Origin of the sequence: Cystobacter fuscus (genome assembly GCF_044360685.1) — a bacterium.
GTDB lineage: Bacteria > Myxococcota > Myxococcia > Myxococcales > Myxococcaceae > Cystobacter > Cystobacter fuscus_C.
In genome coordinates this window covers 10,398,087-10,420,901 of record NZ_CP043491.1, presented here as the reverse complement: position 1 = coordinate 10,420,901, position 22,815 = coordinate 10,398,087, and the positions used below count along the sequence as shown (strand labels likewise).

Here is a 22,815-nt window from a genome sequence, read left to right as displayed (position 1 = left end):
GGCGCCCGGCTCACGTCTGGGGGCCGGTCTGCTGCCCGAGCGAGCGGGCGAGTTCCGTGCGGGCGGTGGCCAGGTCGTAGGAAGCCTGGACGCGTTGGACGGCGGCGTTGGTGGCGGAGAGCTGGGCGTCGGACAGCTCGATGATGTTGCCGACGCCCGCGCGGTAGCGCCCCTCGGCCAGCCGCAGCCGCTCGCGCGCATTGAGCAGGGCCTCGTCCGCGGCGGTGACGCTCTCGCGCGCGGCGTGCACGGCGAGCTGGGCGCGCTCCACCTCCAGCCGCACCTGCTGCCGCAATGCATCGCGCTGGGCCTGGACGCCGCTGATGTTGGCTCGCTGCTCGCGCATCTGGGCGAGCGTGAGGCCGCCCTGGAAGAGGGGCCAGCTCAGGCCCACCTGTCCGGTGACACCCCACTGCAGCTCGGCCGGGGTGGGCCCCGACTCGTTCGCCGACACGGAGACGCTGATGCTCGGGAAGAAGTTGCCCCGGGTGGCGGACAGCTGCTGCTCCTGGGCGAGCAACTGGTGGTCGGTGGCGGCCAGGTCCGCGCGGTTCTGGAACGCCAGGTCCACCAGGGCGCCGGTGGGCTCGTCCTCGCCCCGCACGAGTCCGATGACTTCCTCCCGCACGGCGTAGTCGGTGGGGCCCTCCACGCCCATGGCCTGGTTGAGCTGGGCCTTGAGGGTGGCGGAGTTGTTGCGCGCCTGGATGAGCTGGAGCCGGGCGTTGGCCACGAGGGTGCGCTGCTGGACCAGATCGATCTCCGGCCGGGTGCCGACCTGCACCTGGGCCTGGACCTGGTCCAGGTGCGCCTGCTGGTTCTGCAGCGTCTCCTCCGCGACCTGCACGAGCACCTGCTGGGCGAGCGCGTTGAAGTAGACGGTCTGCACGTTGGCGAGCACGTCGCTCTGGGTCTGCTGCTCGCTGCTCTTCTGGGCGGCGGCGGACTCCTGGGCGGCGCGCCAGCGGCCCGTGGTGCGGCCGAAGTCCCAGACGAGCTGGTTGACGCTGGCGCCCACGTTGAAGCCCTCGCGGCGGATGATGCCGGAGGTGGGGTCCGCGGTGCCGAAGTTCGTGTTGCTGGAGAAGGAGCGCTGGTAGGAGGCGTTGGCGCTCACCTGGGGCAGCAGCGAGGAGAAGTTCTGATCCACGCGGGCGTTGGCCGCAGTGGTGCTGGCCTGGGCCTGGCGCAGCTGGGGCTGGCGCTCCTGGGCGGTGCGCAGCGCCTCGGCCAGGGTGAGCACGCGCTGCTGCTGGGCCGGCGCCGGTTGCTGCTGTTGGGTTTGTTGCTGCGGCGGCTCCTGGGCGAGCGCCGGGGTGGCGGCGAGCAGGAGGGCGGTCATCGGGAGGAAGGAACGCATCACTCGTACCTCAAGGCATCGATAGGGTCGAGCCGGCTCGCCTTGCGCGCCGGGTAGAGGCCAAAGCCCACGCCGATCAGCGCGCTGAAGCCGAGCGCGAGCAGGATGACGTCGGGCCGCACCAGCAGGGGCCACTGGAACTGGGACGCGAGGAACCGGGCCACGCCCAGGCCCACCGCGGCGCCGAGCAGTCCTCCGAGCAGCGACAACGTCAGCGCCTCGATGAGGAACTGCAGGAGGATGTCCCGGGGGCGCGCGCCCACCGCCACGCGCACGCCAATCTCGCGGGTGCGCTCGGTGACGCTCACCAGCATGATGTTCATGATGCCGATGCCGCCCACCACCAGGGACACGGCGGCGATGGAGGCGAGCAGCAGGCTGAGCGTCTCGGTGCTCTGCTGGCGGCTGTTGGCGATCTCCGACAGGTCACGCACGTCGAAGTCGTTGGGGTCCTCGTCGGCGGTGATGCGGTGGCGCTCGCGCAGGAGCGCGGTGACGTCGCTCTGGGCGCGGGCGGTGCCGGCGCTCGCGTCGGCCTGCACGTAGATCACGCCGGTGATGTACCGGGCGAGGCTCTGCGACTGGATCTGCCGCTGGAAGGTGGTGGCGGGCACGAGGATGCTGTCGTCGTAGTCCTGCCCCATGGGGGACTGGCCCTTGCGCGCCGTCATGCCCACGATGGTGAAGGGCGTCTTCTTGATGCGGATGACCTGCCCCACCGGGTTGAAGCCCGAGCCATAGAGCTTCTCCACCACCGTCTGGCCGACGACGGCCACCTTGGCGCCCGCCTCCACGTCGGCCTCGTTGAGCTTCCGGCCCTGCGCCATGCTCCACCCGCGCACGTCGAAGAAGTCGGGCGTGGTGCCCGTGACGCTCGTGGTCCAGTTCTGGTCCTCGCTGAAGACCTGGGCGCTCGTGCGCATCTCGGGCGCGGCGGCGCGCACGCTGGGCACCTGGGTGCGGATGGCCTCCAGGTCATCCCAGGTGATGGTGGGCTGGCTGCCGGAGCCTCCCCGCGCACCTCCGGTGTTGCTGGAGCCGGGCATGACGATGAGCATGTTGGTGCCCATGGCGTCGAACACCTTCTGCACGTTGGCGCGGGCGCCATCGCCAATGGCCACCATGGCGATGACGGCGCCCACGCCGATGATGATGCCCAGGGCGGTGAGGAACGAGCGCATCTTGCTGCGCAAGAGCGAGCGTACCGCGAGCATCAGGGTCTCGAGGATGTTCATGAAGCGGCCTCCTCCACGGGGGGCACGTGCGCGGCCACCGGCGTCTGCCGTTGGTCCGAGCGGATGAGGCCGTCGCGCACCACCACCACGCGTCCGGCGTAACCGGCGATGTCCGGCTCGTGTGTCACCAGCACGAGCGTCATCCCTTCCTGTTGCAGCTCCTGGAAGAGGGCCATCACCTCGATGCTGGTGCGCGAGTCCAGGTTGCCCGTGGGCTCGTCGGCGAGGATGACGCGCGGCCGGCTCACCAGGGCCCGGGCGATCGCCACGCGCTGCTGCTGACCGCCGGAGAGCTGGCGGGGGTGGTGGTCCAGGCGCTTGCCCAGTCCCACGCGCTCGAGCGCCTCGCGCGCCCGCTCGTGCCGCTCGCGTGCGGGCACCCCGGCGTAGAGCAGGGGCAGCTCCACGTTCTCCAGGGCGCTCGTGCGCGCCAGCAGGTTGAAGCTCTGGAAGACGAAGCCCAGGGTGCGGTTGCGCACGAGCGCCAGGTCATTGCGGTCCAGGCGCGCCACGTCCTGACCCTCGAGCAGGTACTCGCCCTCGGTGGGCCGGTCCAGGCAGCCCAGGATGTTCATCAGCGTGGACTTGCCCGAGCCGCTCGAGCCCATGATGGCCACGAAGTCGCCGTGGTTCACCGTGAAGTCCACGTACTTGAGCGCCGCCACCTCCACGTCGCCCGTGCGGTAGATCTTCTTCACGCCCCGGAGCGCGATGAGAGGTTGTTGTTCTGGGTTGCCGTTCATGGTCGTCGCGCCTCCGCCAGTCCTAGAAGGGACCTCCGCCACGCCGGCCGCCGCCGAAGCCACCGCCTCCGCCGGGACGCTGGCCCGCGCCCGCGCCCGGAGCCGCGCCCGTGCCCGCCGCCCCCGCCGTGCTCAGGGCGGTGATGACCTGGTCGCCCTCGTTCAGCTCACCCTCGACCTCCGTGTACGAGCCATCCGTCACGCCGGTCTTCACGTTCACGCGCACGGGACGCCCCTGGCGCAGCACGTACACCGTCTTGGTGCCGGCGGGCGGCGGCGCCGCGGCGGCCTCCTGCCCCTCCGCGCCACCCCGGCCTCCGGACCTGCCGCCCTCGGGGGGAGCGGGGGGACGGAAGCGCAGCGCCGAGTTGGGCACGGTGAGCACGTTCTCGCCGCGCGCGGTGACGATGTTGACGTTGGCCGTCATGCCCGGCTTGAGCTTCATCTCCGGGTTCTGCACGTCGATGACGGCGTCGTAGGTGACGACGTTCTGCACCGTCTGGGCCGCGTTGCGGATCTGCCGGATGACGCCCTCGAAGGTCTGCCCCGGCCAGGCGTCCACGGTGAAGGTCGCGGCCATGCCGTCGCGCAGCCGGCCCACGTCGGACTCGGCGATGCTGGTGTTCACCTGCATCTTGCGCAGGTCCTCGGCGATGGTGAACAGGGTGGGCGCCTGCAGCGACGCGGCCACCGTCTGGCCCACGTCCACGCTGCGCGAGATGACGATGCCATCCGTGGGCGACACGATGGTGGCGTAGCGCACGTTCACCTCGGCCTCGTTCTGCGCCGCCTGGGCCTGGGCGAGCGCCGCCTCGGCGGACGTCACCTGGGCCTGGGCCGACTGGGCGGTGGCCTCGGCGGTGTCCAGATCCGCCTGGGCGATGAACTGCTGGGCCCGCAGCGCCCGGGCCCGATCCGCCTGCAACTTGGCGTTCTGCGCCTCCACGCGGGCGCGCTGCACACCGGCCCTCGCGGACAGCAGGTTGGCCCGGCTGCGCTCCAGGGCCGCCTGGAGCAGCTGGGGATCGATGCGGGCGATCACCTGGCCCTTCTTCACCAGCGAGTTGTAGTCGACGAGGATCTCCTGGATGCGGCCGGACACCTGACTGCCGACCTGCACCGTGACGAGCGCGGACAGGGTGCCGGTCGCCGACACCCGCGCCTCGACGGTGCGCCGCTGTACCCGGGTCAGCTCGAAGTTGGCGGCCGGATCCTTCGGCCGGGGCCAGAAGAACCAGGCGCCCGCGGCCGCGATGACCGCGAGGCCCAGCAACCACCAGCCCCAGCCGCGGGGTGGGCTTCTGCGCCGGGCGGGCTCGGCGGGCGCGGGGCGGTTCTGGGTGGACGGGGAGGACTTCTCGTCTCGCTGTGGCAGCTCACTCATGGGCCTCATGGTCCAAGAATTAAGCTCCAGAGCATTTGGATGGATGAAGTGCAGATTACGAAATGTGACGCCGAGCCTGGTTGGCTGCTACACGGCGGGGGCCCCGGGAAGCTGGACCCGGGCCGTTGTTCCTTGACCCGGCTGGCTTTCCAGGGACAGGGAGCCGCCATGGGCGACGACGATGCGGCGCGCCAGGGCGAGCCCCAGCCCCACGCCGCCGGTCCGCCGTGCCCGGCTCCGGTCGCTGCGGAAGAAGGGCGTGAAGAGCTGCGCCATGTCCTTCTCGTCGATGCCGATGCCCTGGTCGGCGACCTCCACCTCCAGGCCATTTCCGGAGCGCCGGGCGCTCAGGCGCACCGTGCTGTGGGGCTCGGAGTACTTGCCCGCGTTGTCGAGCAGGTTGTCCAGGGCCCGGCGCAGCAGCACGGGATCCGCCTCCAGCTCGGGCAGCGTGGAATCCATCCGCACGTCCAGTGTGTGCTCGGGCCGGGCGGAGCGGAAGCGCGCGGCGGCCTTGTCCACCAGGGCGCGCGTCTCCACCCGCTCCAGGCGCAGGGGCGGGGTGGCTCCCGGCATCTGCGTGGTGGTGAGATCCAACCGGGCCGTGGTGAGCACGTCGTCCACCAGCCGCTCCAACTCCGACAGGTCCTCGGCGATGTCCGCGAGCGACTCGCGCGCGAGCACGGCGTCGCCCTCGTTGGCCAGGTCCAACGCCACGCGGATGCGGGCCAGGGGGGTGCGCAGCTCGTGCGACACGTTGGCGAGCAGCTCCTTCTGCGAGCGCAGCAGGTGGGTGATGCGCTCGGCCATCTCGTCGAACGCATCGGATACCTGCCCCAGCTCGTCGCGGCGGCGCAGGCCCACGCGCGTGCTCAGGTTGCCCTCGCCGAGCGAGCGCGCCGCGGCCGCCAGCTTCTGCAGGGGCACCGCCAGGGTCCGGGCGAAGAAGAGCGACGTGACGGCCAGGCTGCCCATCATGATGAAGAGGGGCAGCATCAGGCGGCTGGGGGGTGGGGGCGGCCGCGGTGGCCGAGTCTCCTGCATGAGGGCATAGGCCTCCAGGGGACCCGTCTCGGGGATGGCCACCGCGACCCGGTGGGGCCGCTCGGAGTAGAGCATCACCCGCTTCTCCTCGAGCTCGCGGAGCATCTTCGGGGAAAGGGCCTCGAGGGGCGGTGAGATGTTGGCGCCGAGCAGCCGGCCATCGGGGGTGAGCACCGTCGCCCTGGCTCCCGGGCGCATCTCCTGCAACGCGGCCTGGAGCGCGTCGGGGTCGTTCCTCGAGGAGGACCATTCGGCCACCCGGCTGGCCATGTCTCGCTCCACGCCCTCCTTCCAGGGCGCATCCAGGACGTACTTCTGCAGGAACGTCATGCACACCAGGAAGAGCACCACCTGCGCGACGCCCACCAGGTAGATGCGCAGCAGCAGCCGGCTGGCGAAACGAGGCCGCCGCGGGCTCACGACTCCTCTCCGCTGGCGAGCAGGTAGCCCGCGCCGCGCACGGTGCGCAGGAGCTTCGGGTTGCGCGGGTCCTCTTCGATCTTCTGGCGGATGCGGAAGATGTGGACGTCCACGGAGCGGTCGAAGACCTCCTCCGCGTTGCCCTTGACCAGATCCAGCAGTTGCTCGCGGCTGAGCACGCGGCCCGCGCGCTCGGCGAGCACCCGCAGGAGGGCGAACTCATAGGTGGTGAGCGGCAGCACCTTGCCATCCAGCGTGGCGCGCAGGCTCCGGGGATCGAGCGACAGCTTGCCCGCCTGGATGGGCTGGGACGAGGGGCCGGCACGTCCGCGGGCCCGGCGCACCTGGGCGCGGATACGCGCGAGCAGCTCGCGGGGGGAGTAGGGCTTGGCCAGGTAGTCGTCCGCGCCCGTCTCCAGGCCGATCACCCGATCGACCTCCTCGCCGCGCGCCGTCACCATGATGATGGGGATGTCGCTGCGGGTGCGCAGCTCGCGGCACACCTCGATGCCATCTCTCCCGGGGAGCATGACGTCCAGGAGGATGACGTCGTAGGCGTGGCGGTTGGCCTCGGTGAGGCCCTCGGGGCCCGTGCTCGCCACGGTGACGAGCAGCCCATGCTCCTGGAGGTAGCGGCTGGTGAGCCGCGCCAGCCGGTCATCGTCCTCCACCAGCAGCACCTGGATGGTGCCTTCCTCCGAAGGGGAGTGTGTTGTCTCCTCCATGTCCCGATTCCTCCTGCCGCGCGGGGCCTGCCCTGGTCCACTGGGGTGAAGATACGGCCTGGGCACGGCGGATGGGGGAGTTGCTCCCCCTATCGCACCGCAGGATGCCGCCGGGACATGTCGGGCGGGCTTCCCTTGGATGAAGAAATATTACGCGCGCCCTCACGCTCCGTGTGGGAGCGAGGGAGCATCCAGGGTGATGGGGGTGGGGTCGCGCTCCTCTCCGCGCATCAACCAGCGGATGAGCGGGGTGGCGATGAAGGTGGAGACGATGGCCATGAGCACGAGCATGGTGAACATGCTCCGGGGCAGCACGCCCAGGTCGTACCCCACGTTGAGCGCGATGAGTTCCATGAGGGCCCGGGTGTTCATGCAGACGCCGAGCACCAGGGACGAGCGGTGGTCCTCGCCGACGAGGCGGGCCCCCACGTAGGCGCCTCCGAACTTGGAGACGAACGCCACCGCCATCACGAGCAGGCAGATGCCCACCTCGCGCAGGGAGGACAGCGAGCCGACGTTCGTGCGCAGCCCCGTGTACGTGAAGAAGAGGGGGAGGAAGAACGTGTTCACCAGGGGGGACACCCGCGTCTTCCATTCGTTCACGAACTGGCGGTCGTCGTGCAGGGCCGCGCCCATGACGAACCCGCCGATGATGGCGAACACGCCGATGAGCGACGTGATGGACGCGGACGCGAAGACCACGAGCAGGATCAGGGCCACGGCACTCGCCTGGAGCCCGCCGCGGCGCCGCAGGTGGGTGCTCACGAAGCGCTTGAGGAGCGGCCGCACCACCAGCAGCGCGAAGGCGACGTACGCGGCGAGCGTTCCCGCCCGGAAGAGGAGCTTGGAGGGCGCGAACTGGTGCTGCACGAGCAGCGTCACGACGCCCAGCAGCAGCCACCCGGCGATGTCATCGATGGCCGCCGCGCCGATGCTCAGGGCCGCCACGCGCGTGTGGGACAGGCGCAGCTCCATGAAGATCCGCCCCAGGATGGGGATGGCGGTGATGGACATGGCGATGCCGAAGAAGAGCTGGAACCCGAACAGGGCGGGCCGGGGCTCGGCGAGCCGCTCATGGAACCAGGGGGCGGTCAGATAGCCCATGGCGAAGGGCAGCAACAGCCCCACCATGCTCACCACCACGATGGACTTCTTCGACGTGCCCAGGTTGGCCTTGAACTCGAACTCCAGGCCGATCTGGAACATCAACAGGATGAGGCCCACCTGGGAGAGTCCGACGAAGGTCTGCGAGGTGGAGCCGTCGAACAAGGTGTGCATCAGACCCGGCGCGAGGGCGCCCAGGATGCTGGGGCCGAGCACCAGCCCCGCGAGGATCTCCCCCGAGACGTCCGTCTGACCGAGCTTGCGGGCCACGTACACGACCAGGCGTGTCGTGGTGAGGATGGCGATGAACTGAAAGAGCAGGTGCAGGACGAGTTCTTCCGCCTTGCTGCCAACGGCTGAATCAGCGCTCTCGGCGGTGGCCTGGATGAGGGAGGGGATCAGCTCGAGTGGGTTCATGGGTGCACCTCGGCGAAGAAGTCCGGGCGAGTGGCCCGGAGGCACAGGTCGTTGAAGTAGCGCGCGGAGGTCTCGAGGGCCGCCGCGATGCCTTGCGCGATGGGCAGGCGCACGCGCGGATCGCGCCGCACGCTCTCCTCGATGACGTTGTCGCCCCAGTCGCGGGCGTGGTCGTCGTCGCAGGCGAGGTGGACGCGGATGAACTCCATGTCGGCGGCGGCGAAGCCCAGGCGCTCGAGCCCCTTGCCCATGTGCTCGAGCCGGTAATGGGCGATGGCCTCGGTCGCGAAGAGCGAGCCGATGAGGTTCCAGGGCTCGAGGTAGTAGCCGTAGTAGAGGACGAGGCAGCGATCGATGAGGCTCGGGTACGTCGCGAGGGGGAGGTCCGGGCTGGCCTTCGCCTTCACCGCGAGGAACAGCCGCCGCATCAGGTCGGCGTGGGGGACGGGCACCTGCTCGTCCTCGATGTTGCGGACGATGGCGGTGCGCGCGGTGTCGGTGAGCGGCAGGTCGAGCGTGCGCCGCACGAGCGGGAGGAAGGAGGGGTAGGCGGCGTTCTCCAGGAGGAACGTCGCGTACTCGCGCACGCCCACCTCGTGGGCCAGCTGGCCATACCAGGGGTGGCGGGCCGCGGGGTGCTGGAGGATGGCGGCTGCCCAATGGGACTCGGGGGTCGCGAGGAGCGTGTTCGCGAAGGCGCTCTGGTGCCCATGCTCGCGTGCCCACCAGTGGCGCAGCGCGCTCTCCTCCACCGGCTGGAGCCGTGAGCCCATCCGGGCCACGCACGCCTTCAGCAGCTCTGAATCCGTGGGACGTTCCATCATGCACTCCGTTTTTCGTTCAAGGGGGGGCGGACTCCGGAGAAGGGGCACCCGGAGGGTTGGGCGCTGGGGGGCGCGGCCTTGCGCTCGGCCTCGAAGTAGCGCTGGCACAGCTTGAGCCGGCGCGCGTCGAGGACCATGTACGTGCCCAGGACGAGCTGCAGCACGCTTCGTCCGACGTCCTCCCACGGCTCACGGGCGCTCATGGCCGCGAGGAGGCGCTCGCGCGCGCGGGGCTCGGGCCGCTCCCTCGGCTCCAGCACGCATGGCCCGCGGTGGGGCAGCGAGCGCGTGTGGGTCGCCGTCGAGAAGGCCCGGAAGCGCCGGATCGTCTCCCGGGCCACGGCCCGCATGGTGACGAGGGCGATGGCCTGGGCGGGGCAGGGCCGGTTCGCCGCGGCCCCGAAGGGCATGTAGTTCACGTCCTTCGTCGACTGACTCAGCCAGCGATCCGGATCGAAGCGGCCCGGGTCCTCGAAGCCCGCGTGGTGGTAGGCCTGATAGTTGAAGCAGAGGACCGAGCCCTTGGGGATGGGGGGCACGCCCTCGAGCGTGATGTCGTCGGTGGTGATGCGGTGGGCGATGCCGAAGAGGGGGTGGACCCGGAGGGACTCGGTGATGATCCGGTCCAGGTAGCGATCGTCCTCCAGCGTGTCCGCGAGCCGCTGCTGGACGGTGGGGTCCTGCGCGAGGAAGAGCAGCAGGTGGGCCATGGCCTCGGACATCTGCACCACGGCGGTGTTGAAGAAGACGCCTTGCAGGTAGAGCGCCCGCTGTTCGAGGGACATCCAGGAGGGGAGCTCGTGCGCGACGTGGCCCGCCTCAAGCCGCCCGCGCAGATAGCGCGTGAGCCGCAGGCGCCGGCGCATGTGGCGGAGGCTCGAGCCCTTGAGCGAGGTGACGACGTCGTCCGCGTTGCCCACGATGAGCTCGTGCGCCTCGCGGGGGCACGGCTCGCCGAAGACGACCTCGTAATAGAACTCGGCCCAGATGGGCATCATCAGGTCGCGCAGGCGCACGAGCGTCGCCTTCTGGAAGCCCTGCTCGTCGAGGACGCGCGCCGCGCACCGGGCCGCGAGTTCCTCCGCGCTCTTTCGCGGCAGCGCGAGGATGCGCTTCGTCACCCGGGCGACCTCCTCGTAGCGCTCACCGGGCTCGAGGTGTTCCTGGTGCAGCTCGGCGCCGGGGGACAGCCAGTACCAGAAGAGGTCGGACAGGCCGGCGCCCTCGCTCCGGCCGTTGGCGGCGGGGTGCGAGTACAGCTCCTTGAAGCGCGACACGTCGATGCGCTCGCTGGGGACGGGGAGGCCTTCCTCTCCGTTGATGCGCGTGAAGATGCGCGTGCGCAGCCCGATGATCGCGGCGGGCAGGCGGGATGTCAGGAAGTTCGCCATCGGGGTTCCCATCGTGAGAAGTGCAGCAGTTCGGGGCTGGCGTCGTCCGCCGAGCCGCAACCGCACAGGGCCAGGGCGCGCTCGAGCTCCGAGCGCAACAGCGAGAGGACATGGGCCACGCCGGGCTCGCCGCCCACCGCGAGGCCCCAGAGCACGGGGCGGCCGATGGCGACGGCGCGGGCGCCGAGGGCGAAGGCCTTGAGGGCATCCGTGCCGCGCCGCACGCCCCCATCGAGCACCAGGGGGAGCCGGTCCCCGACGGCGTCGGCGAGGCGTGGAAGCAGCTCGAGGGGCGCGGGGACGGTGTCGAGCTGCCGGCCCCCGTGGTTGGAGACGAAGAGCGCGTCGACGCCGCTGTCCAGGGCCCGCTTCGCGTCCTCCGGGTGCAGCACGCCCTTGAGGGCGATGGGCAGGGAGGTGAGCTCGCGCAACCAGTCCACGTCCGCCCAGGACAGGGTGGGGGAGAACGCGATGGAGCGCGCCGGGCCGCGCTGGCCGTCGGGGCCGAGCGGGCGCATGTTCTCGCAGCACAGGCCGGGCGGCAGATCCATGAAGCCGTTGCGCAGGTCGCGCTCGCGGCGGCCGAACACGGGCGAGTCGACGGTGACGACGAGCGCCTTGCAGCCCGCGGCCTCCACGCGCCGCACGAGCGCCTCGGTGAAGCCGCGGTCGGGCTGGAGGTAGAGCTGGAACCAGAGGGGACCGCCCGCCTGGGCGATGTCCTCGATGGCGGTGGTGGACGCCATGCTCACGGTGAAGATGGCGCCCGCGGCCGCGGCGGCCCGAGCCGTGGCGCGCTCGCCCTCCGGATGGGCCAGCCGGTGGAAGGCGGTGGGCGCGAGGACGATGGGCATGGAGGCGCGGCAGCCGAGCAGCTCGGTGTCGAGCCGGGGGGCGCCCCGTCCGCGGAGCACCCGCGGCACGAGGCCGACCCGGGCGAACGCGTCCTCGTTCGCCCGGAGCGACACCTCGTCATCGGAGCCCCCCGCGAAGAGATCATGGATACCGGGCTCGAGGAGGGCGCGGGCCGCGGCCTCGAGTTCCCGCAGGGAGAGGGCCTTCATCGCTTGGGGGGCCGTGGGTGCTCAGGCCGCGGGGCGGTTGTTCTTCCCGGCGGCCCGGGCGAGCTCCCGCTCGAAGAAGGCGCGCAGGGGACCGCGGTGGACGGTCTCGCTCGTCCAGTCGTTCTCGAGGTTCTCGGTCACGTGGTGCGTCGCCACGAGTTCACGCTGGTGGTAGCAGCGCACCACGGGGTGCAGGTAGCGGCCCTCGCCGGAGCGCATGGCGTCGTTCTGGGCGATGCGGCCCACCTCGACGTCGAAGGGATCCACGTCCGCGTGGCCCGGGCCGTACTCGAGGCTGATGGTGAAGTGGCACGGGGTGTCGCCGAACGAGCTGTCCTGGGTGTAGGCGAGCGGCACCTCCTCGAGGTACTTCGCCTGGCCGTCCTGACCCACGAGGATGGAGTCGCCGAGGAAGGAGAACTGCTGCCAGAGGCCGGAGCTGCGGTTGACGCGGGCGAGCACCGCCTCCATGAGGGCATCGGGGCTGGCCGGGTGCACCTGGTGGGGCCACTCGGCGCCGTGGTACTTGCGCTCGAGGATGCGGTGCAGGGCGCGCACGCTGTAGCGGAAGCCGTGGATGAAGCCGCCGGTGGACTTCTTGAAGTCACGCACCTGGCCGATGGTGCCCGCGAAGTGCAGGCCCGGGACGTTGGTGGACTCCCACTCGGCGGTCTGGTTGGGGAAGCGGTCGCGGATGACCAGCTCGGGCCGGCAGCTCTCGTCGAAGATGGACGCGTCGAAGCGGAAGCCCGTGCAGAGGATGATGCGATCGTAGCGCAGGTCCTTGGTGACCTCGTTGGCGCGCGAGAAGCTCAGGGTGACGACGAAGCCGTTGTCCTGCTTCTCGATGCGCAGGATGTTGCCATCCAGCAGGGCGTTCTGGGACTTGAGCTGGTAGGTGTCCAGGAAGTTGTTGTTCACCGCGCGCAGGTGGCCCACGTAGTGGGTGCGCCACGCCATGCGGATGGAGGACGGGCCCGCGACGTGGATGACGGCGGCGGTGGGGATGAGGTTGTCGGCGGTCTCGAAGGCGGAGTTGCCCTTGCCGATGATGAGCACGCGCTTGTTGATGAAGTCCTTGGGGTCCACGGACACCTCCCCGTAGAGCTCCGCGTGCTCGATGCCGGGGATGGGGGGGATGTTGTGCTTGGTGACGCCCGTGGCGGCGATGAGCCGCTTCGCCTCGAAGGTGCGTCCCTGCTGGGTCTCGACGCGGAAGCCACCGTCCGGGGTACGGCTGACGCGGGTGACGCGGGTGTCGTACTCGATGGGGAGCTGGGTCTTGCTCGCGAAGTCACTCAGGTACTTCACGATCACGTCGGCGGGCGGGAAGTAGCGGTCCGTGTATTTGGTGAACAGGAGCTCCGGGTCATCGGACAGGATCGAGTTCCAGTCCATGCGCAGGTTGAGCTCGGGGTCGCTCGTGCCGTTGTAGACCTTGTTGCTGGAGATGAGCGTGCGGTGGCGCGGATAGGTCTTGAAGAACGTACCCGCGGAGGAGCCCGCCTCGAGGATGCGGAAGCTCCGGCCCGTCTTGGCGAGCAGATAGCCCAATTGCAGCCCCGCCGGGCCCGCGCCGATGATGAGGTAATCCATGGTGGTGTCGTCTTCTCGAGGGGCATCGTGTGGAACGTCTCGATGCCGGGGGGGCCCCTCGTCGTCTCCGTTCGAGACAGTGCAAAGGCTGGCACGTGCCACCGAGACATGTCAACGGAATTGCCATGGAAGTCTGTCTTTTCCATTTCTCACGGTCTGCGAATGTGAATGGCGTTGGGTGTGGGCCCGCTCCTACAGCGGTGACTGGCATTGGAATATTCGCGTGTCATGGCCGATCGGGCTTGACACGGGAGGAGATCCTGAGATTGATTTGCGAAATCATCCTCGCTCGAGAACTCGTCGGGCCGCGCACGGGCTCCTCCTGGGGATTGTGCGCGCGAGCCCCGGGCGGCTATACCGCGCTCTCACTTCCCCGCCGTGATGAAGAAGAGAGGACGTGCGATGCGAATCGCTCGGAGCTGGACTGTCGCCGCCGTGTTGTTGCCCCTGCTGGTGTGGGCTGCCCCCAACCCTTCGCGGGATGAGGACCCCGCGGCGGCTCCCGGTGAGCAGCCCGAGGGCGAAGCCGGGCCGGCGTTCAACTGGCAACCCGGTCCCCGCGAGGTGGACCTCGGCCATGAGCTCACGTTGGCGCTGCCCGAGGAGCACCTGTTCCTCGAGAAGGCCGAGGCCGCGCGGATGATGGAGATGAATGGCTCCTTCTACAACGACAACCTGCTCGGCGTGGTCACGGCCAAGGACGAGTCGTCACGGTGGTTCGTGGTCGTCCGCTACGCGGACGAGGGCTACATCAAGGACGACGAGGAGCTCGACGCCAAGGAGATCCTCACCGCCATCAAGGAGGGCACCGAGGAGGCCAACAAGGAGCGCGTGGAGCGCGGCTTCAAGCCCTTGCAGGTGAGTGATTGGACCGAGGTCCCGCACTACGACAAGGTTCACCACGAGCTCATCTGGGCACTCGAGGCCCGCTCGGACGATGGCGCGTCGGTGAACTACAGCACGCGCGTGTTGGGGCGCCGCGGCTACGTGTCCATGAATCTCGTGGTGGATCCGCTGGGCCTCGTGGACAGCAAGCCGCACGTGGCGAAGCTGCTCGCGAACACCCGATTCAACCCGGGCGCGCGCTACGAGGACTTCCAGGCCGGCACCGACAAGGTGGCCGAATATGGCCTCGCCGGCCTGGTGCTCGGAGGCGCGGGCGTGGGCGCCGCCAAGCTGGTGAAGGTGGGTCTCTTCGCCAAGTTCTGGAATGTCATCCTGGGCGTGCTCGTGGCCGGCAAGAAGGCCATCGTCCTGCTCGCCGTGGCCGCGTTCGCCTTCCTCAAGCGGCTCTTCGGCAAGAAGGAAGCGGAGGCTCCGCCCTCGGTCCCCCCGAGCGAGTGAGCGCGCGGAGGGGCGTCTTGTTCCGGAGTCCAGCTTGACCGGCGCCGTCCTCGTGCCGGCTGGAGGTCTCGGCTCGGACGCCCAGGCGCATGGAGCCGGGTTGCCACGCAGCTCCATCGCGCCGGACGTCGTCACTTCCGCCTGGCCTACCCCCTCGGGGGCTGGCCTCCTCTTCCCCGGGACTCACTGCCCTTCTTCTTGTCGGCCCGGGACACCTTGGGCACCTTGTTCCGCCCCTTCCTCGAGCGGTCTGAAGCCTGGGATGCCTCGGCCTGCATCTTCTTGGCCTTGGATGCGCGCACGCCTGCCATGTCGACCACCTCCGTTGTCATCCAAAGGTGGGGATTGAACACGGCGGGCGCACGGCGAGGAGAGGACGACGGGCCGGGCGCCCGCGGGCAGAGCAGGCGGGGAAGACGCGCGGCCCGCGTGCCTCAGCCGCGCAGCTTCGCGCGCGAGGCGGGAGGGATTTGAACGAAGCAGCCGGGGGCTCCCGGCATCCGCGCGAAACGGCTGAGTTTGCTGGAGTTCCCCTCCTCGAAGAGGATGGCGTATACCTGAGCGAGTGTCTCCGCGGCCTCATTGAAAAGGCATGCATCCTGGACGGCGAGAGCAGCGAACGTCATGGCGTGGCTCCCTGCGTGAGGTTGGCTGTCGTATCGGGACTTCTTGGAAGATAATCCCGAGCCCCTTCCGCGGCACCCCATTCCGCGGGGCCGGTGGATTCCCGACGTCCTCCCCGCCGCGAAGTTCACTTCCGTCTGCCTGCCCTCATGACGGACCGGGAGGGGGGTTGCGCCACCAGGGTCCTCCACCCGCAGGCACACCGCTTGTCCCTCCCGCCGCGCGCTCACCGTGATGTGCGCGCGGCGCGGGGGGTCGCGGCCTCCACCGCGTCCGCGGCGTTGAGCAGCGGATTGACCAACACCTGCACCATGTGCCGCTGGCTCAGCCGTACCGCCGACAACTCCGGTTCGATTTCCAACGACACCTCGCCCTCCCGGCCCGGTCGCACCGAGGCCACTCGCCTCGTGCGGGGCTTCCTCCAGCGCGCCCTCCTCGGCCTCGCCCAAGCACGAGCCGCTCCACCTCGGCGCGCTCCCGCTCGGCGCGTCCGCGCAGGCGCTCGCTCTCCGCGAGCTGCTCCAGCGCCTGGAGCCGGGCGTGGTGGGCCTCTTGCCGCGCGGCGATCATTCGGCAGGGCGCCGAACACGTGGAAGGAGGGGCTGAGGGGTCCGCCGCTGAAGTAGACGAGCGTCGTCGCGCACAGCAGTCCGACCAGTCCGCTCAGCACCCCACCTGCTCCGGCTCGCACCAGCCTTCGGAGGGGTCGGGTCCCATGACGAGGCGAATCCTACACGTCGCATTTGTGCCTCCCGGGTGGGCTCTCACGCGGTGAGAACGTCTGGGTCGCGCGCGGCGGCCTCAGGGTTTTCATGGGGTTGCTCGGCAGGTGACAAATCAGGACGCCACCCCCTGAATGGGATAGAATTCAGCTCGTGTCTGCTCTGGCACGTTCGCTGTCGCCACGGACCCATTCCGCGCGGGTGGGTTCTTCACCCGAGGCTTTCCACATGGGACGCGCCCCCCGGTCTTCCACGGGCCTGTCGTTCACGCCCGCCATCTCCACGCTGGCGACTCCCGCGTTGATGACGCTCTGGGGGGGGCACCTGCCTTTCGCGCCCGAAAGGGAAAAGCTCCAGCGGGAGCTGAGCCGGCCGGAGTTGTTCTCTCGCATTTGTGTGAGTGAGCCCTACTTCGCGTTGCAGGAGGTGAAGGCGGTGGGGCGGGGCGAGGTGGTGGCGCGTCTGCCCGTGGAGCCGCGGCCGGGGGTGGAGTGTTCGCCCCTGCATGCCTCGGAGGTGTACCGGCACCTGTCGGTCCTCGGCGCGTGCGCGGCGTCGCTGGTGAACCCGAGCGAGGGTCCGCACTGCTACCTGCCCCGGCGCGCGTGGGTGGAGCGGCTCCACGAGGGGCCGCTGCCCCTGGCCACCCAGCCGTTGCAGGGCTCGGCGAAGGCGGAGTTCAACCAGCGGCGCACGGCGATCGCGCACGCGCTGCTGTCGGATCCCGACGGCCAGCCGCTCTTCGCGATGGGCGTGGATTACAACGTGCTGCACGCGGAGTCCTTCGTGCGGCTGTTCCAGGGAACGCGGCAGGATCCCCGGTCCGAGGGCCCGTGCCAGGGCCCCGTCGTCCAGGGTCCGCTTCCGTCCCTGCGGGACGTGGTGCGCGAGGGGGAGTGCCTGTGGGGCACGCTTGGCCCGGTGGGTCCGGAGCTGTGCCAGGGCCACTTCGTGCTGTTCCCGGTGCTGCCGATGGCGGCGGTGGTGGAGGGCCTGTGTGGACTGGCGGGCACGCTGCTGGGCCAGGAGGAGGGCCGGGAGCCGGCGCGCTACCTCGTGACACACGGGGACGTGCGCACCGAGAGCTTCGCCCACGCCGGGGAGACGGTGCGCTTCGACGCCCACCGGCTGGCCGTGAAGGGCCGCGACCATTACTTCGACTGCTGGGCGTCGGTGGAAGGCCGCGTGGTGGCGGTGATGGAGCTGACGCTCACCTGTCTGGATTGAGACCATTCGCTTTAGCTGAATGGTGTCCATGAATCGAAGTCCTGGCATCGCATGAGCGATGCTCCGCATAACGCGGTGCGAGGTGCCCGCCTTCCGCTTGACACCCCGTGCTCCGGTGCGGAAAAGCCGGGGGGCAAGCCACCTGCCAGGAGCTCGACGCATGAAGCTCGCCACCCTCAAGGACGCAACGCGCGACGGACGGCTCATCGTCGTCAAGCGGAACCTGTCGGCATTCGTGCCCGCCACCGACGTGGCTCCCACGCTCCAGGCCGCGCTGGACCAATGGGACGCGCTGGAGCCCCGGCTGCGCGCCCTGGCCGAGGAGCTGGAGTCGGGCCGCGTGCGCGGCGAGCCGCTCGACGTGCGCGCCCTGCACTCGCCCCTGCCCCGCGCCTACGAGTGGGTGGACGGCAGCGCCTACCTCAACCACGTGGTGCTCGTGCGCAAGGCGCGCAACGCCGAGCCCCCCGCCACGCTCAAGACGGATCCCCTCGTCTACCAGGGCGGCTCGGGCACCTTCCTCGCGCCCACGCAGGACCTGGTGCTGCCCGATGAGGGCTGGGGCCTGGACTTCGAGTCCGAGGTGGCCGTCATCCTCGGTGACGTGCCGCTGGGCACCCAGGCGAAGGACGCGGGCCGGTACGTGAAGCTGGTGATGCTCTGCAATGACGTCACCCTGCGCAACCTCATCCCCGCCGAGCTCGCCAAGGGCTTTGGCTTCTTCCAGGGCAAGCCCTCCACCGCCTTCAGCCCCTTCGCGCTCACCCCGGACGAGCTGGGCGCGGCGTGGAAGGACGGCCGGGTCCACCTGCGCCTGCGCTCCACCCTCAATGGCCAGGTGGTGGGCGACACGGACGCCGGCCCGGAGATGCACTTCTCCTTCTTCGATTTGATTCAACACATCGCCAAGACGCGCGCCTTCACCGCGGGGACGATCCTCGGCAGCGGCACCGTGTCCAACGAGGAGCGCGCCCGGGGCATCTCCTGCCTCGCCGAGCGGCGGATGATCGAGACCATCGAGCAGGGCGCGCCCCGGACGCCCTTCATGAAGGTGGGCGACACGATCGACATCGAGATGTTCGGCCCGGAGGGCACGAGCCTGTTCGGCCGCATCTCCCAGAAGGTGGTGGCGGGGTGAGGCTCCATAACTACTGGCGCTCGTCCTCCTCGTGGCGGGTGCGCATCGCGCTCAACCTCAAGGGCCTGTCGTACGAGTACGTGCCCGTGCACCTGGTGAAGGACGGAGGCCAGCAGCACTCCGAGGCCTACCGGGCCCTCAACCCCCAGCGCACGGTGCCCCTGTTGGAGTTCACCGAGGGAGGCCGGGTCCACTACCTGAGCCAGTCCCTGGCCATCCTCGAGTACCTCGAGGAGCGCCATCCCTCGCCTGCCCTGCTGCCGGCCGACCCCATTCTCCGGGCCCGGGTCCGGATGTTGTCGGAGGTGGTGAACTCGGGCATCCAGCCGCTTCAGAACCTGATGGTCCTCCAGCACATCAAGAGCGAGTGGAAGGGCGATGACAAGGCCTGGGCCGCGCGTTGGATTGATCGGGGGCTGGAGGCGTTCCAGGCGATGGCCCAGGAGACGGCGGGCCGTTACTGCGTGGGGGACAGCGTGTCGTTCGCCGACGTGTGCCTGGTGCCCCAGCTTTATTCCGCCCGGCGTTTTGGAGTCGATCTCCAGCCGTATGGACTGCTCACCCGCGTGGAAGCGGCGTGTGCCTCCCTTCCCGCCTTCCAGGCGGCCCACGCGGACCGGCAGCCCGACGCGGTCCCCGCTTGAACTGGTTTTCGCAGCACATTGAATCGCGACGCACCAAAGGAGCCGATGACACATGGCAAAGCTTGAATCGCTGGGCATCAAGGGTTTGGAGAGCGTTCACTGGTATGTGTCCGACCTGGAGCGCAGCCGCCGCTTCTATGTGAATGGGATGGACTTCACGGAGCGGGGCGTGTCCTCCCCCGAGCTGGAGGCCAAGGGCAAGCAGAAGTCCGTCGTCTTCCAGGCGGGGCAGATCGTGCTGGTGGTGAGCCAGCCGGTGGGCGAGGGCGGCCGGGCGTGGCGTTATCTGCGCAAGCACCCGGACGGCGTGGGCACGCTCAACTTCCAGGTGGAGGACATCGAGAAGACCTTCCGTCTGCTGGAGGAGCGCGGCGCCACCTTCATCAACGACATCGAGCGCTACACGGACGAGAAGGGCGGCAAGCTCGCCCAGTTCTCCATCACCACGCCCTTTGGCGACACCACCTTCCGCTTCATCCAGCGCGATGGGTATCAGCCTCTCTTTCCGGGCTTCGTGGCGCACCCCGAGCCGCGCGGTGGCACCAACCGCTACGGCTTCAGCCACGTGGACCACATCACCACCAACTTCCAGACGATGAAGCCCATGCTCCTGTGGATGGAGCATGTCATGGGCTTCGAGAAGTTCTGGGAGGTGCAGTTCCACACCGAGGACGTGAAGGCGCAGCAGAAGCGCTCGCACGGCTCGGGCCTGCGCTCCGAGGTGATGTGGGATCCGGCGAGCCGGGTGAAGTTCGCCAACAACGAGCCCCTGCGCCCGTTCTTCAAGGCCTCGCAGGTCAACCTCTTCAACGAGGACAACCGGGGTGATGGCGTGCAGCACCTGGCGCTCATCGTGAAGGACATCCTCACCACCGTGCGTGAGATGCGCGACCAGAAGGCCGTGAACTTCATGCCGACGCCGGGCTCCTACTACGACGTGCTGCCCGAGCACATCCAGAAGCTGGGCATCAAGAAGATCGACGAGGACGTCGAGGTGCTGCGCGACCTGCAGGTGCTCGTGGATGGCGGCGGCGAGCACAGCTACATGCTGCAGATCTTCATGCAGGAAGGGGCGGGGCTCTACAAGGACCAGAGGGCGGGTCCCTTCTTCTACGAGCTCATCCAGCGCAAGGGTGACCAGGGCTTCGGCTTCGGCAACTTCCGCGCGCTCTTCGAGAGCATCGAGCGCGCGCAGCAGGCCCAAGGCCGGGTCTGAGCCGCACGTCCCGGGGCCCGGGGTTCAGGGCCCCAGGGGCAGGGCGGGCGCGTGGGTGGACGGGTGCTCGGGCTGGCAGTGCGGGCACCAGTGGGTGTTGCGTCCGCCGAGCTTGCTCGCGTGCACCGCGGTACCACAGCGGGGACAGGGCTCGCCCGTGCGGCCGAACACGTGGCGGCGGTGAAGGGCCTGTCCCTGGACGCCGAAGAGATCCCGCTGGGTGCCCCGCAGGCGGATGCCCTCGTCGAGCACCTCGAGGATGGCCTGGTGGAGGCGGCCCATCTCGGTGGGCGTCAGCGAGGCGGCGGAGCGGCGGGGATGAAGGCCCGCGCTCCACAGGCTCTCGTCGGCGTCACGGTTGCCGAGCCCCGCGAGGACGCGCTGGTTGAGGAGCACCGTCTTGAGCGGCCCCCGGCGCCGGCGCAGTTGCCGCGCGAGCAGCTCGGGGGTGAAGTCATCCGCGAGCGCCTCGGGCCCCAGCTCGGACAACTTCAGGCGCTCGGCCAGCTCGTCCGCGGGGGCGAGCGCGGCCCGGGCATAGCCGAGGGTGTCGCTGAAGATGAGCTCCTCGCCCCCTTCGAGGCCGAACACCACGAGGGTGGCCTCGGGCCGCGTGCCGCTCACGGGCCGCAGCGCGAGGTTGCCCCAGAGCATCAGGTGGAGGGCCAGCACCTGGCCGTCGTCCAGTGACAGGAGCATGAGCTTGGCCCGCCGCCGCGCGGCGGTGACACGGCGTCCCTCCAGGCGCGAGGACAGCTCCCGGTGCGAGGGGAAGCGCACCGCCGCGGGCTCCAGCACCTCCGCGCCGGTGAAGCGCCGTCCCACCACCGCTTGTTGCAGGTCGCGCACCAGCGTTTCCACCTCGGGCACTTCCGCCATGGCCTGGAATCCTCCTCTCCCGCTCAACCTAAGCAGCCAGCGGGGGAGACTCAACCGGTCATCTCGGGCGGAAGGACTTTTGGGGTGGGATGGGTCGAGGGGCTCGCCCGCCTGCTCGGCCCGCGATAAGGATGCCGCCCATATGGGGACCGCATTCGTCACAGGGGCTGGAATCCGCGTGGGCAGCGCGGTGGCTCGTGCGTTGGGCCATGCCGGGTATGACCTCGCGCTCCACGTGAATCGTTCGATGAAGCCGGCGGAAGCACTGGCCGAGGAGCTGCGGGCGCTCGGCCGCCGTGTCACCGTCTACGCCGCGGACCTGTCCCAGCCCGGGGCGGTGGATGAGCTGGGGGCGCGGGTGCGCGCGGAGCACCCGGCCCTGGACGTGGTGGTCCACAACGCGGGGCTCTATGAGCGGGTGGCCTTCGGCTCCATCTCCCGCGAGCAGTACCGGACGATGCTCGGGGTGAACCTGGACGCGCCCTTCTTCCTGACGCAGGCGTTGCTGCCGTCCCTGCGCCAGGGCACGCAGCCGCTGGTGGTGCACATCACCGACATCGGCGGGGAGCGGGCGGAGAGCGGGTATGCGCACTACACGGTGAGCAAGGCGGCGCTCATCATGCTCACCCGGGCGCTGGCGGTGGAGCTGGCGCCGCACGTGCGCGTCAACGCCGTGTCTCCCGGCACGGTGGCCTTTCCCGAGAACTTCGGCCCGGCCGAGCGCGAGGCGACGCTCGCGCGCATCCCGTTCGGCCGCGTGGGCAGCGTGGAGGACGTGGCCCGCACCGTGCTCTTCCTCGCCCGCGAGGCGCCGTATGTCACCGGGCAGGTGATCGCCGTGGACGGTGGCCGGAGCGCGCAACTGTGAGCGCGGAAGCCTTTCATCCTCCCCAGGTGATGGACGACCGGGGCCGGCCGCTGGACGTCATCGCGCTGCGAGGCCTCACGGTGGACTGCATCGTGGGCATCTACAACCGCGAGCGCGTGGCGGCCCAGCCGCTGCGGCTCGACGTGGCGCTCTTCCTGGATACCCGCTCGGCCGGAGCCAGTGGACGGCTCGGGGACACGGTGCACTACGGGCGGCTGGCCGGAGAGCTGCGCTTCCTGCTGGAGGCCTGCCGCTTCGAGCTGCTGGAGTCCGCGGCGGAGGCGGTGTGTCACTACCTCCTCGTGCCTCCCCGCGAGGACTCGCCCCGCACGCGCCTGGAGGCCGCCTCCGTGCGCATCACCAAGCCCCAGGCGCTCGGTGGCCTGGTGGTGCCCTCGCTCCAGGTGCACCGCGCGGCGCGGGAGATGGTCTACGCGGAGCGGGAGACGTCGTTCGGACGCGTGGAGGTGCTGCACGAGGGCACCGGCTATGGCGTCTACCGTCTGCGCGTGAAGCCCGGCGGTGTCCTGTCCATGCCCGCGCATCCGGAGGGAGAGGAGAGTGAGCTGGTGCTGGGCTCCGGGCTGTTGGCGCAGGGCCAGCCGGTGGCGCGCGGCACGGCCTTCCATTGGCCGCGGGGCATGGCGCACCGCTATGACAACCCCACGGGCAGCGAGCAGACGGTGTTGTGCGTGGCCCGGCCCCGCCTGGTGCTGCCGGCCGGGCCGGGGACGGAGCTGCCCGTGGAGGGCCTCCAGCCCGTGCCGGGGCACGGGTACTACCCGCGCGACGATCAGGTGGCTGCCGTGCGGGATGCCCCGGGTCCCGGATGAGCCGGGCCGGAGG

General features: G+C 69.8%; 21 protein-coding genes. 7 read left to right on the top strand and 14 right to left on the bottom strand.

Features of this window, described 5'->3' with window-relative positions; genetic code table 11:
• Positions 1-10 precede the first annotated feature (10 nt).
• From F0U63_RS42695 to F0U63_RS42645, 11 genes are all read right to left on the bottom strand, one after another.
• Positions 11-1,360 carry a TolC family protein gene (locus F0U63_RS42695; protein ID WP_395839901.1) on the bottom strand — a complete coding sequence of 450 codons (1,350 nt, stop codon included), beginning with the start codon at positions 1,358-1,360 and terminating at the stop codon, positions 11-13.
• Complete coding sequence (locus F0U63_RS42690; protein ID WP_395839898.1) at positions 1,360-2,595, bottom strand: ABC transporter permease; 1,236 nt, start codon at positions 2,593-2,595, stop codon at positions 1,360-1,362. Before F0U63_RS42690 ends, F0U63_RS42695 begins: the two co-directional genes overlap by 1 nt.
• A complete protein-coding gene (locus F0U63_RS42685) occupies positions 2,592-3,338 on the bottom strand; it encodes an ABC transporter ATP-binding protein (protein ID WP_395839895.1) in 747 nt (248 codons plus the stop codon). The genes F0U63_RS42690 and F0U63_RS42685 overlap by 4 nt, the downstream gene beginning before the upstream one ends.
• Before the next feature lie 22 nt (positions 3,339-3,360).
• Positions 3,361-4,722, bottom strand: a complete 1,362-nt coding sequence (locus F0U63_RS42680) for an efflux RND transporter periplasmic adaptor subunit (RefSeq protein ID WP_395839892.1) — start codon at positions 4,720-4,722, stop codon at positions 3,361-3,363.
• Between the two features lie 87 nt (positions 4,723-4,809).
• Positions 4,810-6,186 (bottom strand): sensor histidine kinase, encoded by a 1,377-nt coding sequence (locus F0U63_RS42675; RefSeq protein WP_395839889.1) that lies wholly within the window; start codon positions 6,184-6,186, stop codon positions 4,810-4,812.
• Positions 6,183-6,911: a response regulator transcription factor gene (locus F0U63_RS42670; protein ID WP_395839886.1), complete on the bottom strand. Its 729-nt coding sequence runs from the start codon at positions 6,909-6,911 to the stop codon at positions 6,183-6,185. Before F0U63_RS42670 ends, F0U63_RS42675 begins: the two co-directional genes overlap by 4 nt.
• A 162-nt stretch (positions 6,912-7,073) precedes the next feature.
• Positions 7,074-8,432: a cation:proton antiporter gene (locus F0U63_RS42665; protein WP_395839882.1), complete on the bottom strand. Its 1,359-nt coding sequence runs from the start codon at positions 8,430-8,432 to the stop codon at positions 7,074-7,076.
• Entirely contained in the window at positions 8,429-9,256 is an 828-nt protein-coding gene (locus F0U63_RS42660) for an iron-containing redox enzyme family protein (RefSeq protein ID WP_395839879.1), read from the bottom strand. The genes F0U63_RS42665 and F0U63_RS42660 overlap by 4 nt, the downstream gene beginning before the upstream one ends.
• Positions 9,253-10,647 (bottom strand): cytochrome P450, encoded by a 1,395-nt coding sequence (locus F0U63_RS42655; protein ID WP_395839876.1) that lies wholly within the window; start codon positions 10,645-10,647, stop codon positions 9,253-9,255. The genes F0U63_RS42660 and F0U63_RS42655 overlap by 4 nt, the downstream gene beginning before the upstream one ends.
• Positions 10,632-11,711, bottom strand: coding sequence for an alpha-hydroxy acid oxidase (locus tag F0U63_RS42650; RefSeq protein ID WP_395839874.1), 1,080 nt, complete (start codon positions 11,709-11,711; stop codon positions 10,632-10,634). The genes F0U63_RS42655 and F0U63_RS42650 overlap by 16 nt, the downstream gene beginning before the upstream one ends.
• Positions 11,712-11,732: 21 nt before the next feature.
• Complete coding sequence (locus tag F0U63_RS42645; RefSeq protein WP_395839871.1) at positions 11,733-13,307, bottom strand: NAD(P)-binding domain-containing protein; 1,575 nt, start codon at positions 13,305-13,307, stop codon at positions 11,733-11,735.
• A 402-nt stretch (positions 13,308-13,709) separates the two neighbouring features.
• Here F0U63_RS42645 and F0U63_RS42640 point away from each other — a divergent pair, with 402 nt between their 5' ends.
• On the top strand, positions 13,710-14,651 hold the full coding sequence (locus F0U63_RS42640; RefSeq protein ID WP_395839868.1) for a DUF2167 domain-containing protein: 942 nt from the start codon (positions 13,710-13,712) through the stop codon (positions 14,649-14,651).
• Between the two features lie 434 nt (positions 14,652-15,085).
• On the opposite strand, the gene F0U63_RS42635 is transcribed toward F0U63_RS42640, so the two are convergent.
• Entirely contained in the window at positions 15,086-15,277 is a 192-nt protein-coding gene (locus F0U63_RS42635) for a hypothetical protein (RefSeq protein WP_002622798.1), read from the bottom strand.
• A 224-nt stretch (positions 15,278-15,501) separates the two neighbouring features.
• The gene (locus tag F0U63_RS42630; RefSeq protein ID WP_395839865.1) at positions 15,502-15,675 is read right to left on the bottom strand and encodes a hypothetical protein; all 174 of its coding nucleotides are present in this window, start codon (positions 15,673-15,675) and stop codon (positions 15,502-15,504) included.
• A 550-nt stretch (positions 15,676-16,225) separates the two neighbouring features.
• On the opposite strand from F0U63_RS42630, the gene F0U63_RS42625 reads away from it, so the two are divergent.
• The 4 genes from F0U63_RS42625 (at position 16,226) to F0U63_RS42610 (ending at position 20,222) form a co-directional block, all read left to right on the top strand.
• Positions 16,226-17,224 (top strand): hypothetical protein, encoded by a 999-nt coding sequence (locus F0U63_RS42625; protein WP_395839863.1) that lies wholly within the window; start codon positions 16,226-16,228, stop codon positions 17,222-17,224.
• A gap of 160 nt (positions 17,225-17,384) precedes the next feature.
• Positions 17,385-18,362, top strand: a complete 978-nt coding sequence (locus F0U63_RS42620; protein ID WP_395839861.1) for a fumarylacetoacetate hydrolase family protein — start codon at positions 17,385-17,387, stop codon at positions 18,360-18,362.
• A complete protein-coding gene (maiA, locus tag F0U63_RS42615) occupies positions 18,359-19,006 on the top strand; it encodes a maleylacetoacetate isomerase (protein ID WP_395839858.1) in 648 nt (215 codons plus the stop codon). The genes F0U63_RS42620 and maiA overlap by 4 nt, the downstream gene beginning before the upstream one ends.
• A gap of 52 nt (positions 19,007-19,058) precedes the next feature.
• Positions 19,059-20,222 carry a 4-hydroxyphenylpyruvate dioxygenase family protein gene (locus F0U63_RS42610; RefSeq protein ID WP_395839855.1) on the top strand — a complete coding sequence of 388 codons (1,164 nt, stop codon included), beginning with the start codon at positions 19,059-19,061 and terminating at the stop codon, positions 20,220-20,222.
• 24 nt (positions 20,223-20,246) lie between these two features.
• Here F0U63_RS42610 and mutM read toward each other — a convergent pair whose 3' ends face one another.
• Positions 20,247-21,101: a bifunctional DNA-formamidopyrimidine glycosylase/DNA-(apurinic or apyrimidinic site) lyase gene (gene mutM, locus F0U63_RS42605; protein ID WP_395839852.1), complete on the bottom strand. Its 855-nt coding sequence runs from the start codon at positions 21,099-21,101 to the stop codon at positions 20,247-20,249.
• A gap of 142 nt (positions 21,102-21,243) precedes the next feature.
• Here mutM and F0U63_RS42600 point away from each other — a divergent pair, with 142 nt between their 5' ends.
• A complete protein-coding gene (locus F0U63_RS42600; RefSeq protein WP_395839850.1) occupies positions 21,244-21,969 on the top strand; it encodes an SDR family oxidoreductase in 726 nt (241 codons plus the stop codon).
• Positions 21,966-22,802: a dihydroneopterin aldolase gene (locus F0U63_RS42595; RefSeq protein WP_395839847.1), complete on the top strand. Its 837-nt coding sequence runs from the start codon at positions 21,966-21,968 to the stop codon at positions 22,800-22,802. Before F0U63_RS42600 ends, F0U63_RS42595 begins: the two co-directional genes overlap by 4 nt.
• Positions 22,803-22,815: the final 13 nt, after the last annotated feature.